This window comes from Methylobacillus glycogenes JCM 2850, assembly GCF_000617925.1.
In the GTDB taxonomy this organism is placed as follows: Bacteria; Pseudomonadota; Gammaproteobacteria; order Burkholderiales; family Methylophilaceae; genus Methylobacillus; species Methylobacillus glycogenes.
Window position 1 is genome coordinate 127,375 of the sequence record NZ_BAMT01000003.1, and the last position, 16,641, is coordinate 144,015.

Genomic DNA, 16,641 nt, shown 5'->3' on the forward strand with positions numbered 1-16,641 from the left:
CTATAGTTTTAGCCAGTTCTTGACCTGCTCGCGCTGGCTGTATTGCGTCAAGTCTATCTGCAGCGGGGTGATGGAAACGCGGTTTTGGCTCACGGTATGGAAGTCGGTGCCTTCACCGGCATCCTGGGCGCTGCCTGCCGCACCTATCCAATAAACGGTCTGACCACGTGGGGTGGTTGACTGGATCACGGGTTCAGCCTTGTGACGCTTGCCCAGGCGTGTGACTTCCACGCCTTGCAACTGCTCAAAGGGAACGTCGGGAACATTGATATTGAGCAATACCGGCGGTGGAAAGCGGTCTTTTTCATAACGTTGCACCAAGTCCACCATAAAGCGCGCGGCGGTTTCAAAGTGCTGCACACCATGACGCGACATGGACACTGCAAACGAGGGAATGCCCAGCAGGAAACCTTCGGTAGCCGCAGCCACAGTGCCAGAATAAATGGTGTCATCGCCCATATTGGCGCCGTCGTTGATGCCGGAGATCACCATATCGGGTAATTCATCGAGCAGACCAGTGACTGCCAGGTGCACACAGTCAGTGGGTGTGCCGTTGACGTAGAAAAAGCCGTTGCTGGCCTTGTGTACTGACAAGGGTCTATCCAAAGTGAGGGAATTGCTGGCACCACTACGGTCACGTTCAGGGGCCACGACCACGATATCGGCGATTTTTGCGAGGTGCTGGGCCAGGATGTTGAGGCCAGGAGCAAAATAACCATCGTCATTGGAAAGTAAAATACGCATTTTTTTATTATAACCGAGTCATGTGGCGCTGTTGCTGCCCGCCAGCCAGCAAAGCGTAAAAATTCTCTCACTGCTTGGCAGGTGATTTCTGTCATGTCATCAAACAGGCCCAATGAGATTCTGACAAGTAGAGCTGCTATGCCAGTTAAAGCGGTGTTTGCAGGCGCAATGCCGTCTCTGCCAGGCGCTTGCCCAGGGCCAGGCACAATTGCTTTTCCTCAGCGCTAATCGGCCTGTCATTGAGCGCTCCCGCCACATGGCTGGCACCATAAGGTGTGCCGCCTGTGCTGGTCGCGGCCAGGCTGGGTTCGGAATAGGGTAGGCCCAACAGCAGCATGCCGTGATGTAGCAAGGGCAACATCATGCTTAACAATGTGCTTTCCTGGCCGCCATGCATGGAGCCAGTAGAGGTGAAGACAGCGGCAGGTTTGCCTATCAACGCGCCTTTCAGCCATAGGCTGGTGGTGCCATCAAGAAAGTATTTCATGGGGGCTGCCATATTACCGAAGCGCGTGGGGCTGCCTAGCGCAAGCCCGGCACAGCTTTCCAGGTCTGCCAGCTCCACATAGGGGTCGCCGCTTGCAGGAATGCTGGGCGCGGGGTTGTCTATCGCTGTCACCACCTTGGGTACGGTACGCAAGCGGGCGCTGGCGCCAGGCACGCTCTCCACGCCGCGTGCAATCAATTTGGCCATGTCACGCACGGCACCGCCTTGCGAATAATAAAGCACCAGTATTTCTGCCATATGCAATGCCTAAAGTCCCTAAGTTGAGAAGTAAAAATTACTTGAAGAGGAAGGTATACAGCACATCTACCGCGCTTTCCGAGCCTGCCTGTGACACCACAGACCAGCGCTTGCTGATGGTGTAGGTCAGTTTGGCCACATTCAGCAGGCCAGTCAGGCTTTTTTCGTAGCTGAGGTAGAGCTTGGACGAAAGCCGCTTGCCGAAGTTGACGCTGGAGCTTTGCACATCGCTGCCACCTATGCTGAAGCTATCCAGGCCTGCCGCGCGTGCCATGCGTGTCTGCAACGGTACAGATTGCCCTTGCGACAGCAGTGCACCTGCCGCCAGCGACAGCATGGCAAATTCATTCTTGCCCGCCTGATCCATGCCATGGCCCAGCACCAGCCATGAAAGCTTGTCGCTATCGGGCACATTCGGTGTAGACACCAGCTTTACCGTGGGCATCATGACATTGCCAGTGATCTCCACCCCGGCCTTGACGGTCTGGTTATCGCGCATGGCAGTGAGGTTGAGGCCGGGGTTGTCTATGGGGCCGCTGAAGTTGATGATGCCTTTTTCTATATTGAGTATCTGGCCATACGCCATATAAGTACCGCCGACGCGGATGGAACCTTCGGCGCGCAGGTTGTTAGGGACGTTGCCCGACAGCGTCAGTACGCCAGTCAGGTAACCGTCCAGCCCACGGCCGCGCAGCAGAAACTGCTTGTTGGGGTCGACTATGCCTATGACTTCTTCGCCCAGATCTATCTTGAGATTGCCAATATTGATTTGCAGCGGGCTTTCCTCGGTTTCACGCTCGCGGCCAATAATGACTACGTCATCACCGAGTTGCGGCGCGCCTTCGCCTGCCAGTTCAATCAGGCCGCGAATCACGCGCAGGTCACCATCCAGCACCAATTGTTTATCGCGCAGACGCGTGCTGGCCGTGCCATTCAATACCAAGAGGCGGTCGGTACGCTGCGCCGCAGTAAAGTTATCCAACACCCAGTCCACCGCCACAGCAGGGTTGCCAGCTTCCAGACGCATGTCACCGCTGGCGCTGATGGTGCCTGCACCTCCAGTGAAGCGCAGGGTATCCAGTATCAGTCTGTCATCGGCAAGATGGATATCCAGTTGACCATTGCTGAGCTTGACGCCCTCGGCAGGCAGGGCCAGGGCCAGTTGCCTGCCTGTCACGGTGCCTTGCAGGCCGGGCCTGCCTACGGTGCCATTGGCACTGAGCGCTAGTTTGAGGCTGCCATCTGCCTGCACATCCGCTACAGGTAGCCAGCTGAGGTTGGCAAAATCTGCATTGAGGCTGGCTTGCAAAGGGGCATTGGCCGCAAGCAGGAAAGCCCCCTGACCACCACTGACTTCGGTGCGGGCTTCGGCCAAGACGCTGCCGAATTTTTCACCGCGTATCTCGGCCTTGAGTTGTACTTGGTTATCCTGCATATCCAGATGCAGGCCCACTTGCTGCAAACCCAGCGCCAACTCGGGCAAGCCTTCCCGCAGCACGCTGAGATCGCCGGACTCGCGTTGTAATTGCAAATGTCCATTCAGGGTTTCCAGTGCCTGGATATCCCAGCTGCCTGAAAACACTGGGTTGCCCTTGAGATTGGCGGGCAAGGCCAGCAGCGCAGGCGGAATGTCGCGCAGCGCCAGATTGCTAATGTTGCCTTGGGTACTTAAGCCCTGCGGGCCTTGTTGCAGGCTGCGCATGGTGATGCGTCCCTGCTTGAATTGCAGTGCCAACTGTCCTACGCGCAGGCCGTGCTCTGCATCGTGACTGATGGGGGCGGGGGCTGCCAGTGTGACTGGAGTATCGCCTTGGTAATTCAGGGCTTGCAGGCTGCCTGACCAGGCACCGCTGGCATCAAAGCCGCCGCTGAGTTGGCCATCCAGCTTAAGGCCAGTCCCACTGGCATTTACATTAAACTGATGTTGTTGGCGGTTGCCGCTCAAGCTTAATTGGCCATCAATAAAGCTGCCTTGTTGCAGGCGCAAACCCTGGGTGGTCAAACTGGCGGTCAGCTCGCCCATGGCTTGTAGTTTGCCCTGACCCGTCAGGCTTCTTGCCGTGATATTGCCCGGCAGGCGCAGGTTGTCGCCTTGCAGGATGAATGCGGTTTCCAGCGCAGCGAATTCACCCTTGAGGCTACCACTGGCTTCCAGCTTGCCGCCAAACGCCGCCCCCAGGCTGTTGAGGGCGGGCAGGCTGGCTTTCCACAGCAGTTCGCTGTTTGCAGCACCCAGATTGCCTTGTGCCTGTAATTGGTTTTTACCCAGTGATGCCTGCACAGAAACATCCTCAAGCAGCTGGTCTAGTAATTGTAATTCTGCATGGGCTTGCAAAGGCTGGCCACGCCACTCGCTATCGTGGGCATTTAGCGTCAGTTTGAGTTTGGGCGCAGGCATCAGGCTACCGTCTAGCCCTATATCTAGATTAAGCTTGGCGCGGATATCTTGGCCCCAGGCATCGGGATTGAAGTCAGCCAGGGTAAGCTTGAGTTTGAGCGGCATGTCCGCTTCCAGACCAAGCTCGCCGACGATGGATAACTGCCCGGCCACTTTGCTATCAGCGCTGCTGCTGGCAAGCTGCTCAGTGCTGGAGTTGGCGGGGCCAGAGAGCAAAGCAGGCTTGCCATCCTGCATGACAAACTGGTTGTGCATCTCAAAGCGCAAGGCTTGCAGATTGCCGGAAAGCTGCGCGTGCAGGGTGTAAGGCAGGCTTTCGGTGTTTGCGGCAGTTTCCGGACGGGTATGCAGATGCCCATGATTGAGTACGTGAATATCCCCTGCCAGGGCATAGGGCTTGCGATTGGCAATATTCAGCTCGGCATTGATTTCGCCCCATGGGGTTTCGGCATGTGAGAGCTGCAAGCGTATTTGCTGGCTATCGGCGTCCATTTGCAAAGTGACATTACGCAGCAACTGGCGTTTTTGCCCGGTGATAATCTCGATTTCCTTGATGCTGGCTTCCTGCACATGCAGCGGGAAGGGGATGGTAATGGTCTCGGGCAGGGTGATAGGCTGGGCAGGCTGATCAGGAGTTTCTGGCTGCGGGCTCTGCTTCATGCGAATCACCAGGCGCTCGGCGCGCAGATGATCTACCAGCAGGCGGCCTTCGCGCGTGGGCAACAGGCGCAGGCTGGAATCAAACTGCAATAGGTCTAGCTCCATGCTGCCCGCATCGTAATGCAGGTCGCGCAGGCTGGATTCCAGCCCGATCAGGCATAGGCCGGGGCAATGCAGGAGCCCAACCACAATAGCCAGGCCAGCAGCACGGGCTTGAGCGACATAAACTTAAGCGGCATATGCCGTAGCAATACACGCGGCCATGACAGCAGATTGAGTATGCGCTTCAGCATCAGAAGGTCACCCCCAGGTTGAAGTGCAAACGGTATTCCCCGGTTTCCTGACCGTGGGCCACGTCTATGCCTATAGGCCCAGCCGGGCTCTTGAAACGTGCACCCAGGCCATAACCGTAAACAGGTTTGAGATCACGCGTGGTGTTGGCGGCATTACCAAAGTCAACAAAGGCGGCAGCGCCCCATTGCTCGGTCAGCCACTGAATGACTTCCAGGCTACCAGTAACGAGGTAACGCCCGCCTATTACCGCATCGCCATCGGCAACACCCAGGCTTTGGTAGGCATAGCCACGCACCGACTGGTCACCACCGGCACGGAACAGATAGGTAGCCGGGGCATTGCTGGCGCCAGTCACCACACCACCTTCCAGGCGGCCTATGAATTGTGTGCTGCGCGTCAGCGGGTAATAGGCTTGCACCTTGGCATAGCTTTGCAGGAATTTGCCATTGGCCATCACGTCTATAGGCGCGCTGGTAAACAAGGCATTGAACAGATAGCCCCGTGTCGGGTTGAGTTCATTATCAATACGCCGCAAAGTCACACCATACGACACGGTAGCCGCATAGTTGTTCTGTGAATCGCTGCCAGCCACGGCCACATGTTCCAGCAGATAAGCCGCCCCTATGGTTTGCTCAAAACTGCGCGGGCCCCAAGAGCGCTTGACGCCAGTGCCCAGGGTGGAGGTGGTCTGGCCCTCCACATCAATGCGGTTGAGATCGGCATTGAAGCTATCGCGATAGCCGTTTTTGTCGGTGGGCAGGCGGATCAACGAATTGAGTGACTGGGCTTTTTGCTCCAGTTTGAAGGTATTGGTAAAGCGCCAGCCTCGGTTGAACAGGTTGAGATCCTGGTAGGTCAGGGTAGTACGCGCGCCAGTGTTGGTGCTGGCACCGACACCAATGCCTACCTGCACCGCTTGCAGCTCGGTGACATTAACGACAATAGGCGCAGCCTCCGGGTCTACCCCTTCCGCGCGTGAGCTGACTTCCACATTGCTGAAATAGCCAGTGGCCTGCAGTTCAGACTGAAAAACAGCAAGCGTGCCTGGCTGTATGGTTCGCCAGGCTTGATGGGGTTGATGTTATCTACCACGCTGCGCGGGTAGCGTTGCAGGCCATAAACTTCAACCTCGCCAAAACGATAGGGTTGCCCGCTTTCCAGCGCCAGTTCCAGCCGCACTTCATTGCTCGCGGCATCAATCTCGGCCAGGCTCTTGCTGATATGCGCTGCGGGGTAGCGTTGCAAAATCAGGCCACCCAGCAGGCTACGCTTGGCGCTGTTCCATCTATCCTGGCTGAAGCGCATGCCGGGCTTGAGCGACCAGTTTTCGCGCAGACTTTCAGGCGTGGGCTTGATATCTGCGGCCTGGCGCGTAATTTCGCCCGTGAAGTTGATCGCCACCTCCTTGATCACCGAAGGCGGGCCAGGGTCTACGCTGAAAGTGGCTTGTTGCCTGATGTCCTGACCATTGTTGCCTTCAGTACTGGTGCTGACATTTTGTGTGATTTGTGGCGAAAGATAGCCTTCTGTTGCCAGCAGGTCTTCGATATTACGTGGTGTTGCCTGCAGCATGCGGTGCCATTCTGCAGTGTTCATGCGTGGGCTGTTGAGCCAGCGCATGATTTCCAGATGTTGCTTGAGTAAGTCATCTACCGAGGAGGGGGCTTCTATATCCACCGGTAACGGGTTTCGGCTTGGACGGTAGTGCTGGCAGAAAGCAGCAGCAAGGTATGCAGCAGCAAGGTATGTAGCACAACGGCTAGCCAGGCCTTGCCTGACGCTGCAAGCAAGACCCGGCTGGCGGGAAACAACAGGCCTGCAGGCAGGCCGGGGAGTGAGAGGGGCTCTCTAGATAGTTTTTGCCTAAATAGCTTTTGCAAGTGCCGATGCTTTACCTGTGTAAGTGGCGGGTGTCAGCGCCAGCAAGTCCTGCTTGGCCTGTGCCGGAATCTCAAGGCCCTGGATGAAGGCATGCAGGGAGTCCTTGTTGATGCCACCCTTGCCGCGGGTCAGAGCCTTGAGTTGCTCGTAAGGGTTGGCCACGCCATAACGACGCATTACGGTCTGTATAGGTTCGGCCAGCACTTCCCAGTTGTTGTCCAGGTCTTCCAGCAGACGTTGCTGGTTGACTTCCAGCTTGCCCAAACCCTTGAGGCAGGAGTCGTAACCAAGCAAGGCATAGCCCAGGGCCACACCCATATTGCGCAGCACGGTGGAATCGGTGAGGTCACGCTGCCAACGGGAGATAGGCAGCTTTTCTGCGAGATGGCGCAACACCGCATTAGCCAAGCCCAGATTGCCTTCGGAATTCTCGAAATCAATCGGGTTGACCTTGTGAGGCATGGTAGAAGAACCGACTTCGCCTTCCTTGACCTTCTGCTTGAAGTAACCCTGGGAGATATAACCCCAGATGTCGCGGTCTATGTCGATCAGAATGGTGTTGATGCGGGCAATGGTGTCGTACAGCTCGGCCATATAGTCATGCGGCTCGATCTGAATAGTGTAGGGGTTGTATTGCAAGCCCAGTTGCTCAACAAACTTGTGGGCGAAACTTTCCCAGTCAAATTCAGGGTAGGCCGACAGATGGGCGTTGAAGTTACCCACTGCGCCATTGATTTTGCCCAGAATGTCGTTGGCAGCCAATTGCTGACGCTGACGACGCAAACGATACACCACATTGGCGAGTTCCTTGCCCAGCGTGGTGGGGGAGGCGGTCTGACCATGAGTACGAGACAACATGGGCAGATCGGCCAGTTCGTGCGCCAGTTCGGTGAGGCGGGCAATGATCTTGTCTACGGTAGGCAGTATCACTTCATCACGCGCATGCTTGAGCATGAGAGCGTGGGAAAGGTTGTTGATATCCTCGGAAGTACAGGCGAAATGGATAAATTCGCTGACCGCGCGGATTTCATGATTGCCGTCGAAATGTTCTTTAAGCCAGTATTCCAACGCCTTGACATCATGATTGGTGCGCGCCTCTATCGCCTTGACCTGGGCTGCTTCCACCTCACCAAATGCGGCAATCACCTTATCCAGCTCATGCACAGTGGCAGTGCTGAAAGGGGCAATCTCCCCAAGGGCAGGCTCTGCTGCCAGCGCTTTAAGCCATTCAACCTCTACCAGCGCGCGAAAACGGATCAGCGCATATTCGCTGAAGTAAGGGCGCAATGGGTCTAGCTTGGATTGATAGCGGCCATCAAGGGGAGAAAGTGCGTTGAGAGAGGTAAGCTCCATCAGTAAAACCTTTTAACTGGGTGTGAAGTGCCGAACTGCGAAAGGACAACGGAAATCCGCCAGGCCAAGCATCGAAAGCCGTGATTTTACCTGACATCTGCAAATGGCAAAATCGCAAGTCTGGTTTTTTAAGGACTAGTCTGGAATTTTTAAGCTGCGTCTAGGGCTGAGGCTTTCGCCAGGCTGGTATTTTAATGACTTGGCTGGATTCTGCACAAAATTGTGCACATGGCGTATGGGCGGCGCATAATGCGACTAGTCACCAAGGATTCGTGATGCCTGCATTTATTTCCATCGTGCTGAAGCAAACTGCTAGTGCCTGCATCCTGGCACTCACTGCCTTGGCCCTATTGCAAGCGCAGCGTGTGGCTGCCGACCCTTTAGCAACAACTTCAGCAGACACTTCGCCAGCCCCAGCTTATGCCAGTGTGCAGGAAAACCTCAAAGCCATGGACCAGGACGGCGATGGTCAAGTCAGCGTGCTGGAACTGCGGGCTTATCTCGAGGCCAGGCATGGCAAGGGCTATGAGCAAAAAGTCATGGATGATCTCGAGTCTTCTGCCAAGGGCAAAAGCTGTGCTACCCCCTTTGCCCAATCGTTTTATTAAGCCTTTTCAGCCCTGACGGATAAATTGCTGGAAATTACAGATCAGCATGCGGCTGCAACCAAGAAACCCTAAGCCCCCAGCATCAAAGCCAAAATGGATTATGTCAATTTATAGTCAATAAAATTGTAAATTGTAATAAACTTCATGACTTTCCAACCTCTGGATATGATCATGAAACTGTTTGCAGCTTTGAATATTGTACGTTTGGCAACTCGCACGGTCATCGTGTTGAGTGCCGCTTGTGTGCTCATGGGCCAGGCCATGGCCGCGGATGATCTGGCTGATCAGCAGCACGAGGAGATGAGCCCTGCTGAACATACCGCGAATTTGCGTACCTTTAGAACGCGCCAGATGGAAGAGCGCCTCAATACCGAGCCAGAAAAGCTGCAACAGCATTGTCGGTATGAATCTGATATTGCCACAGCGCCACCGCAGAAATGGGTGGCGTTGACCTTTGATGATGGCCCATCCAGCACCCAGACCGAAATTATTTTGGCGCAACTGGCCAAATACGGCATCAAAGCCAGTTTTTTCAATATCGGCATGCATGCGGCTGCACATCCTGAACTGGTGCAAAAAGTGCTGGATGCTGGGCATGAAGTGATAGGTGGCCACTCCTGGACGCACCCCAATTTTCACGATATTGATGCTGCGCGCCAAGACCAGGAGATACGTCGTACCGACCAACTGTTGGCGCCCGCGATGGCTGCCACTGGCAAAAAGTTCTTCCGTTACCCCTATGGCAACGCCACATGTTCATCTAATGCCTTATTACATGAGCTGGAATACGCCATTGTTGGCTGGCATGTGGATTCCTGCGATTGGGCTTTTGCGGCGACAGGCGAAGTTGGCCCCAAGGATGCACAAATCTGCGAAGTGCATGCCGATAATCGCGCCAACTATGTTGGCCATGTGTTGGACGCCATCAAGCTGCGCCAGGGTGGCATAGTGCTGATGCACGAGATACATCCTCAGACGGTTGCGCAGCTCCCTGCGGTGATTGAGCGTCTGCAGGCGGAGGGCTATCAGTTTACGACAGTATCAGATGCGCTTTTTGCTTCTTCATTGCGCTGAAAATCCAGGGCATGCACAAGCGGTTTGCATCGTCGGCCGTGTCATAGAGTCCATGCCTCCGTCATTTCCCAAAAGATGACATCTTTCTTCTGCCCCGCATGCCAAGATCACACTGTCGCAAGGTTACATTCCCCATTTTGTATGGTGTGCGGGCTTCATAGGCTGGTTTCAATCAAGGTGCAGCCTGCACTTTTGCAGGGCAAATATATTCAGAACTAGAAGGCTGAGATGGCTAGGTGCCAGCCCATGCATCATCGGCGATCGATCCGGATCGCCAGATTCAATCATGGTTTGGCCATCCCTGCGCTTTAAAAGCAATGCTGGCGTTAGAGTGCTTGCTTGTGCCATCAGCTTGCCAGGCCAGACTCAGGGTGTAAGCCGTCGTGGCATTTTGAACAGCCACAGCCCAGAGGGGGCTTTGAGCGGGTCCAGTTCCTTATGTGATCGAAAAGGTAGCTGAGTAAAAAGAAACAAGATTCATTCCCATAAAAACCTTGTGAAACAGGCATATTCATTGCATGTTCTAGCTGGCTAGCGTTTTATAAGCGTGCCGCAACGCTGTATAATTGCCGCATCCCGGTCATGCAGAATCTCCCCGCGCTTAGCCTGGCTCCGCTTTGCTTTTTTAGCTAAGGGGGTCTCTCTGGTGATGCTGCTGACCACTGACTTTGTAGATTATTGGAAAACCATGCTTATCGCTTATCGCCAACATGTAGAAGAACGCGCAGCTCAAGGCTTGCCGCCCTTGCCACTGGATGCCGAACAAACCGCCGCCCTGGTTGAGTTGCTGAAAAACCCACCAGCAGGTGAGGGCGCAACGCTGGTGGACTTGCTGGAAAACCGCATTCCCGCTGGTGTTGACCAGGCAGCTTATGTCAAAGCCGCTTTCCTCGCGGATATCACCAAGGGTGCGACCCTATCTCCGCTGGTGAGCCCTGAGCATGCGGTTGAACTGCTGGGCACCATGCTGGGTGGTTACAACGTGCAGGCGCTGGTAGATTTGCTGGACACTTCCCTGGCTGAGCATGCGGTCAAGGCCTTGTCGCAGACTATCTTGATGTTTGATGCCTTCCATGACGTTGCGGAAAAAATGAAGGCGGGTAATACCCATGCCAAGGCGCTGATTGAATCCTGGGCTGCGGGTGAGTGGTTTACCAGCCGTCCCGCGCTGGCAGAGGAATTACGCCTGGTGGTATTCAAGGTGGATGGCGAAACCAATACCGACGATCTTTCACCCGCGCAGGATGCCTGGTCGCGCCCGGATATTCCATTGCATGGCAAGGCCATGCTGGTCAACAAGATGGCCGATGGCTTGCAGACCATAGAAGCACTCAAGCAGCGCGGCTTGCCGCTGGCGTATGTTGGCGATGTCGTGGGTACAGGCTCGTCACGTAAATCTGCGATCAACTCCGTGCAGTGGCATATGGGTAACGATATTCCCTATATCCCCAATAAGCGCACTGCGGGTGTGGTGCTGGGTGGCAAGATTGCGCCTATCTTCTTCAATACCGCGGAAGACTCAGGTGCCTTGCCTATCCAGTGCGATGTGTCCAGCCTGAAGACTGGTGATGTCATCAGCGTACGCCCTTACGATGGCAAAGTGCTTGACGAGCAGGGCAATGAGCTGGCGAGCTTTACGCTGGCGCCTCTGACCATGCCGGACGAAGTCCGTGCTGGTGGTCGTATTCCCTTGATCATAGGCCGTGGCCTGACCAATAACGCGCGCCAGCTGCTGGGACTGCCTGCTTCAGATCTCTTTATTCAGCCTGTGGCACCTGAAGACACTGGCAAGGGTTATACCCTGGCACAGAAGATGGTGGGTAGAGCCTGTGGTTTGCCAGAAGGCAAGGGTGTACGTCCCGGCACTTACTGTGAACCCAAGATCACCACCGTAGGCTCGCAGGATACTACTGGTGCGATGACGCGTGACGAGTTGAAGGAACTGGCTTGCCTGGGCTTCTCTTCAGACCTGGTCATGCAAAGCTTCTGCCACACCGCGGCTTACCCCAAGCCCGTGGATATTAAATTGCAGCACAGCCTGCCTGAATTTATTTCCAGCCGTGGCGGCGTCAGCCTGCGCCCTGGTGATGGTGTGATTCACTCCTGGCTTAACCGCTTGATTCTGCCTGACACCGTAGGCACGGGTGGTGATTCACATACACGCTTTCCTATCGGTATTTCTTTCCCCGCGGTTCTGGCCTGGTAGCGTTTGCTGCTGCTATGGGTGCCATGCCGCTGGATATGCCGGAATCGGTGCTGGTGCGCTTCAAGGGTGAAATGCAGCCTGGTATTACCTTGCGTGATCTGGTCAATGCCATTCCCTATGCTGCCATCCAGAAGGGTGACCTTACCGTGGGCAAGCAGGGCAAGAAGAATGTCTTCAACGGCCGTATTCTGGAAATTGAAGGTTTGCCTGACCTCAAGGTAGAGCAGGCCTTTGAGTTTGCTGATGCCTCGGCTGAGCGCTCCGCCAATGGTTGTACCGTGCACCTCAATGAGGCTCCGGTGATTGAGTTCCTCAGGTCCAATATCGTGCTGATGCAAAACATGATAGATAACGGCTATGAAGATGCACGAACCTTGCAGCGCCGTATTGCCGCCATGGAAGCCTGGCTGGAAGCACCAAGCCTGTTGCAGCCGGATGCCGATGCGGAGTATGCCTACGTGCTGGAAATTGATCTTAACGAGATCAAGGAGCCGCTGGTGGCTTGCCCGAATGACCCTGACGATATCAAGCCATTGTCTGCCGTGGTCGGCGACAAGGTGGATGAAGTCTTTATCGGTAGCTGCATGACCAATATTGGCCACTACCGTGCGGCTGCCAAAGTGCTGGAAGGCGCAGGCAATATCCCCACCCGTTTGTGGATTGCACCACCTACGCGCATGGATGAATCGCAACTGCGTGACGAAGGCGTGTATTCCGTATTTGGTGTGGCTGGTGCCAGAACCGAAGTGCCTGGCTGCTCCTTGTGCATGGGTAACCAGGCACGCGTAGCCGATAAGGCCACAGTGTTCTCAACCAGCACGCGTAACTTCGATAACCGCATGGGCAAGGACGCCAGGGTTTATCTGGGTTCTGCAGAACTGGCGGCGGTGTGCGCACGTCTGGGCCGCATCCCTGGGGTAGAAGAATACCTGGCGACGGTGGGTGACAAGCTCAGCAACACCGAGAATATTTATAAGTACCTCAACTTTGACCAAATGGCAGAGTACAGCGGCAAGAAGGTGATTCCGATTGCGGAAGTAGCAAGCTAAGGCTGGCTGCGAGTTTTCTGATTTGTTAAAAACCCAGGTCTGCTTCATGCAGGCCTGGGTTTTTTATTGCCGTGAACTGAGGGCTGAGGGAACCGAGCCGCCCATCCCAGACTCTGCAAGATATTCGCGGTCAATATAAGCCTGAGCCGTCACTTGAGGCCTAAATCTAGGTGGAGTGTCACAATGAAAATCAAAAACCAGTCCAGACGTGCTGTTCTAGCTTTATGGTTGGTCGTCTGCCTGCAGGAGGCAGTGGCAGCTGTGGAGATTAAGCAACCGCCGCCTGACAATACTAGTGCTATCACATCCCAGGACTCCCCAGCCTCCAGCCAGGCACCTAGCCAGGCTCCCAGACCACCTGTCATCGTCGAATATATCCAGCCGGAGAAATTCACCGATATTGCTAGCAGCCAGTATGGCCCACCCAACAGTAGTTATCTGGATCAGCTTAGCAAGCATATTGCCAAGCAAGCCTTGAGCTATCTGAACGCAGGGCAAAGCCTGACTATCTCCATTCTGGATATTGATATGGCGGGGGCGTTTGAACCCTGGAACACGCCTGGGCAGGATATCCGCATGATCAAGCATATTTATCCGCCGCGTATTGCGCTGCGCTATCAACTGCGCGATGCCGAGGGGAAAGTGCTCAAGGACGGGGAAGCGCACTTAAGTAATCCTAACTACCTGATGAACTTGAGCCCTAACAGCATGGATAGTGTGCGGCATGAAAAAGCCTTGATGGATGACTGGTTAAGGCGCAGCTTCAGCCCGCCGCAATAAAAAAGCCCCTGACCAGCAGGGGCTTGGATGGGTCACTGATTGATTAGTGCTTATTCTGAGGTGGCTGGTGATCCGAGTGCGCCATGATGCGGTCTATCCAGGCAATGGAAACCGCAGAGGCAATAAAGGCCATATGAATGATGGTTTGCCACTTCAAGGTAGTCACATCAAGGTTTTCCACATTGATAAAGGTCTTGAGCAGGTGGATGGAGGAGATGCCGATGATGGACATGGCCAGCTTGACCTTGAGCAGGTTGGCGTTGACGTGGGACAGCCAATCGGGTTCGTCGGGGTGGCCGTTCAGGTTGAGGCGCGAGACAAAGGTTTCGTAGCCGCCAATAATCACCATGATCAGCAGGTTGGAGATCATCACCACGTCTATCAGGCCCAGCACCATGAGCATGATGTCGGCTTCATGCAGATTGGGCAGGCGCTCTATCAGGTGCACCAGCTCTTTCATGAAGTGAACCACGTAGACCAGTTGCGCCACAATCAGGCCCAGATACAGTGGCAGTTGCAGCCAGCGGCTGCCAAACAGGATAGCGCTTAGCGGGCGCATTTTGGTGGGGTTGGGGGATGGCTGCATTTTCTTTCCTTTCATGCTGGGTTCTTCGTCTGGTTCAAAGGTGGAGTTTCAAAGGGATAATATTGAAGTGAAATATTAAAGTGAGCTGTGCCTGAAATTGATGGGCAATCAGGGAATATGGTGTTGCAGGGTATAGCGCGCGCCATCATCCAGCGCTAGATGTTCTCTTAGCACTGGCAGGCTTTCTTCCAGAATCGCGGGCAAGGTCCAGGGTGGGTTGATCACAAACAAGCCACTGCCATGCATGCCAAAACCATCGACAGAGGCGAAGCCACACTGAACGTCACATCCAGCCAGCTACTGGCGCCCAGCTTATGCAATTTTTGTTGCATCTGTGCAATCTCGGGGCGTTGTAGCAGTGGGTACCAGAGGATATAAGTGCCAGTGGCAAAGCGTTGCAGGCTATCGGCCAGGGCTTCCACCACGCGCTGGTAATCGCGCTTTTCTTCATAGGGCGGGTCTATCAGCACAACCGCGCGGCGCGGTGGTGGTGGCAGCACTGACTTCAGGCCAGCAAAGCCATCCTGCTGTTCTATCCTTACCTGACGACCTGCTTCTTTGAAATGCCGCTGCAATAGTTTGGCATCGCTGGGGTGTAGCTCGAACAAACGCATACGGTCTACCTGGCGCAACAATAACTCCGCCACAGCTGGTGAGCCTGGGTAACGCGTTAGCCTGTTGCCGGAGTTAAGGCTGCGTATGCTGGCGACAAACGCTTGCAAGGCGGCTGGCAGCGTGTCTGGGTCAGCCTGCCACAGCCTGGCAATACCTTGCTCATACTCGGCGTTCTGCGCGGCATAGCCTTGATCCAGCGAGTACAGCCCAGCCCCTGCATGGCTATCGATATACCAGTAGGGTTTGTCTTTCTGGTTGTGATACTCCAACACCGCATGCTGCACAAAATGCTTGAGAACATCGGCATGGTTGCCGGCATGGAAGGCGTGACGATAGCTGAGCATGGGGTAAGTGACTGCCGCAGGGCGGGATTGGTGATGGTGTTGGCCGACATTATAAGGGACGGTCAGCCAAATCATAGCTCCATATCGCGATCATGCTTGTATTGGGCAGTAGGCAGTGCTCAGACAGAACAACAGAGTATCAATCGGGTTGTAGGCTTAGCCTGCGCTGATATTGAGATGGCGACTTATGCTCATGCCTGCTAGCATTACACCCCTATGGGAACTCATCATCATCACGGGCATCATCATGGCGCACATGGCCATGCTGCGCATGGGGCAAGTGCCAGCGGCCACAACTCCATGCTGTTGCCATTGATCCTGATTGCAGGCTTTGCCCTGGTTGAGGCCATAGGCGGCTGGTGGACAGGTTCATTGGCCCTGCTGGGTGATGCCGGACATATGGTGTCGGACGCGTTGGCACTGGCACTGGCCTGGCTGGGCAGCTGGGTGGCGCGCAAGCCTGCTACGCGCAAGCATAATTTTGGTCTGGTACGCGCCGAGGTGATTGTGGCGCTGATCAACGCCTTGCTGATGCTGGTGGTGATAGGCGGCATTGTCTATGAGGCTGTGCAAAGAATTGCCGAGCCGCAATTGGTCAAGGGCGGCGAGGTGATGCTGATCGCTTTCATCGGCATGCTGGTGAATATCGTAGTGGCCTGGATACTGCACAAAGGCCACAGCAGTCTCAATAGCCGGGCTGCTTTGCTGCATGTGCTGGGTGACTTGCTGGGCTCAGTGGCGGCGGTGATTGCCGGGGCTGTGATCTACTTCACGGGCTGGATGCCGATTGATCCCTTGCTCTCCATTTTTATCTCCATCCTGATTTTGGTTTCTACCCTGCGCCTGTTGGGTGAAGTGCTGCACGTGCTGATGGAAGGCGTGCCGCTGCATCTGGATATCCAGGCGGTAGAGCAGGCCATGAATGCCACTGATCAGGTACGCGGCATTCATCACCTGCATATCTGGTCTTTATCCTCAGAAAAAACCGCACTTTCGGCGCATGTGGTGCTGGAAGATATGCAGGATTGGCATGCCTTGCTGACGCGCTTACGCCATATGCTGCATGACAGGTTCAATATCGAGCATGTCACCCTCCAGCCGGAATTGGCCAGTGCGCAGGAACATGCCGCGGGCGGTTGCTGGTTGACCAGCAAGGCGCAGGAACATCATGGTGATGGGCATCATGACCATCATAACCATACCGATCATAATCATGGTCATGATGATCATGACCATGAGGCCGAGCATCATCATGACGGCCATCAGCATGGTCATAAGCATGCGCACTAGATGTGCAGCAACGT

Annotated in this window: 13 protein-coding genes and 2 pseudogenes; 5 read left to right on the top strand and 10 right to left on the bottom strand. The window is 55.0% G+C overall.

All coding sequences use genetic code 11. The features are described 5' to 3' along the window. The 8 genes from surE to purB all read right to left on the bottom strand — a co-directional run bounded on the left by surE (position 1) and on the right by purB (position 8,075). Positions 1–744 (bottom strand): 5'/3'-nucleotidase SurE, encoded by a 744-nt coding sequence (gene surE / locus JCM2850_RS06745; protein WP_025870702.1) that lies wholly within the window; start codon positions 742–744, stop codon positions 1–3. A gap of 145 nt (positions 745–889) precedes the next feature. Beyond that, a complete protein-coding gene (gene wrbA, locus JCM2850_RS06750) occupies positions 890–1,489 on the bottom strand; it encodes an NAD(P)H:quinone oxidoreductase (RefSeq protein ID WP_025870705.1) in 600 nt (199 codons plus the stop codon). Between the two features lie 37 nt (positions 1,490–1,526). Then, entirely contained in the window at positions 1,527–4,736 is a 3,210-nt protein-coding gene (locus tag JCM2850_RS06755) for a translocation/assembly module TamB domain-containing protein (protein ID WP_025870707.1), read from the bottom strand. Continuing rightward, positions 4,700–4,840, bottom strand: a complete 141-nt coding sequence (locus JCM2850_RS21595) for a hypothetical protein (RefSeq protein ID WP_159105133.1) — start codon at positions 4,838–4,840, stop codon at positions 4,700–4,702. The genes JCM2850_RS06755 and JCM2850_RS21595 overlap by 37 nt, the downstream gene beginning before the upstream one ends. Beyond that, positions 4,840–5,832: an autotransporter assembly complex protein TamA gene (locus tag JCM2850_RS22560; protein ID WP_051525301.1), complete on the bottom strand. Its 993-nt coding sequence runs from the start codon at positions 5,830–5,832 to the stop codon at positions 4,840–4,842. The genes JCM2850_RS21595 and JCM2850_RS22560 overlap by 1 nt, the downstream gene beginning before the upstream one ends. Beyond that, a complete protein-coding gene (locus JCM2850_RS22565) occupies positions 5,802–6,518 on the bottom strand; it encodes an autotransporter assembly complex protein TamA (protein WP_051525302.1) in 717 nt (238 codons plus the stop codon). Before JCM2850_RS22565 ends, JCM2850_RS22560 begins: the two co-directional genes overlap by 31 nt. After that, positions 6,509–6,721, bottom strand: a complete 213-nt coding sequence (locus tag JCM2850_RS21390) for a hypothetical protein (RefSeq protein WP_025870708.1) — start codon at positions 6,719–6,721, stop codon at positions 6,509–6,511. Before JCM2850_RS21390 ends, JCM2850_RS22565 begins: the two co-directional genes overlap by 10 nt. Then, a complete protein-coding gene (gene purB, locus JCM2850_RS06775) occupies positions 6,705–8,075 on the bottom strand; it encodes an adenylosuccinate lyase (protein ID WP_025870715.1) in 1,371 nt (456 codons plus the stop codon). Before purB ends, JCM2850_RS21390 begins: the two co-directional genes overlap by 17 nt. Before the next feature lie 275 nt (positions 8,076–8,350). On the opposite strand from purB, the gene JCM2850_RS20405 reads away from it, so the two are divergent. The 4 genes and pseudogenes from JCM2850_RS20405 (at position 8,351) to JCM2850_RS06800 (ending at position 13,792) form a co-directional block, all read left to right on the top strand. Then, positions 8,351–8,683, top strand: a complete 333-nt coding sequence (locus JCM2850_RS20405) for an EF-hand domain-containing protein (RefSeq protein WP_025870716.1) — start codon at positions 8,351–8,353, stop codon at positions 8,681–8,683. Between the two features lie 171 nt (positions 8,684–8,854). Beyond that, the gene (locus JCM2850_RS06785; protein WP_036265681.1) at positions 8,855–9,757 is read left to right on the top strand and encodes a polysaccharide deacetylase family protein; all 903 of its coding nucleotides are present in this window, start codon (positions 8,855–8,857) and stop codon (positions 9,755–9,757) included. Positions 9,758–10,445: 688 nt separating this feature from the next. Further along, positions 10,446–13,012, top strand: a pseudogene (gene acnB / locus JCM2850_RS17710) (bifunctional aconitate hydratase 2/2-methylisocitrate dehydratase). Between the two features lie 183 nt (positions 13,013–13,195). After that, positions 13,196–13,792: a DUF3016 domain-containing protein gene (locus JCM2850_RS06800; RefSeq protein WP_025870719.1), complete on the top strand. Its 597-nt coding sequence runs from the start codon at positions 13,196–13,198 to the stop codon at positions 13,790–13,792. A gap of 43 nt (positions 13,793–13,835) precedes the next feature. Here the strand turns inward: JCM2850_RS06800 and JCM2850_RS06805 are convergent, their stop codons facing one another. Together JCM2850_RS06805 and JCM2850_RS17715 are read right to left on the bottom strand one after the other, a co-directional pair. Next, positions 13,836–14,378, bottom strand: coding sequence for a TIGR00645 family protein (locus JCM2850_RS06805; RefSeq protein WP_036265684.1), 543 nt, complete (start codon positions 14,376–14,378; stop codon positions 13,836–13,838). 108 nt (positions 14,379–14,486) lie between these two features. Then, a pseudogene (locus tag JCM2850_RS17715) lies at positions 14,487–15,337 on the bottom strand (23S rRNA (adenine(2030)-N(6))-methyltransferase RlmJ). A 216-nt stretch (positions 15,338–15,553) separates the two neighbouring features. Between JCM2850_RS17715 and JCM2850_RS06815 the strand changes: the two are divergent. After that, entirely contained in the window at positions 15,554–16,627 is a 1,074-nt protein-coding gene (locus JCM2850_RS06815) for a cation diffusion facilitator family transporter (RefSeq protein WP_025870723.1), read from the top strand. Positions 16,628–16,641 lie beyond the last annotated feature (14 nt).

What these genes read in the sequence shown, in the direction of transcription:
- surE (WP_025870702.1), bottom strand. Translation starts at nt 744, where the DNA reads ATGCGTATTTTACTTTCCAATGACGATGGTTATTTTGCTCCTGGCCTC.
- JCM2850_RS21595 (WP_159105133.1), bottom strand. Translation starts at nt 4,840, where the DNA reads ATGCTGAAGCGCATACTCAATCTGCTGTCATGGCCGCGTGTATTGCTA.
- purB (WP_025870715.1), bottom strand. Translation starts at nt 8,075, where the DNA reads ATGGAGCTTACCTCTCTCAACGCACTTTCTCCCCTTGATGGCCGCTAT.
- JCM2850_RS06785 (WP_036265681.1), top strand. Translation starts at nt 8,855, where the DNA reads ATGAAACTGTTTGCAGCTTTGAATATTGTACGTTTGGCAACTCGCACG.
- wrbA (WP_025870705.1), bottom strand. Translation starts at nt 1,489, where the DNA reads ATGGCAGAAATACTGGTGCTTTATTATTCGCAAGGCGGTGCCGTGCGT.
- JCM2850_RS20405 (WP_025870716.1), top strand. Translation starts at nt 8,351, where the DNA reads ATGCCTGCATTTATTTCCATCGTGCTGAAGCAAACTGCTAGTGCCTGC.
- JCM2850_RS06815 (WP_025870723.1), top strand. Translation starts at nt 15,554, where the DNA reads ATGGGAACTCATCATCATCACGGGCATCATCATGGCGCACATGGCCAT.
- JCM2850_RS06800 (WP_025870719.1), top strand. Translation starts at nt 13,196, where the DNA reads ATGAAAATCAAAAACCAGTCCAGACGTGCTGTTCTAGCTTTATGGTTG.
- JCM2850_RS06805 (WP_036265684.1), bottom strand. Translation starts at nt 14,378, where the DNA reads ATGCAGCCATCCCCCAACCCCACCAAAATGCGCCCGCTAAGCGCTATC.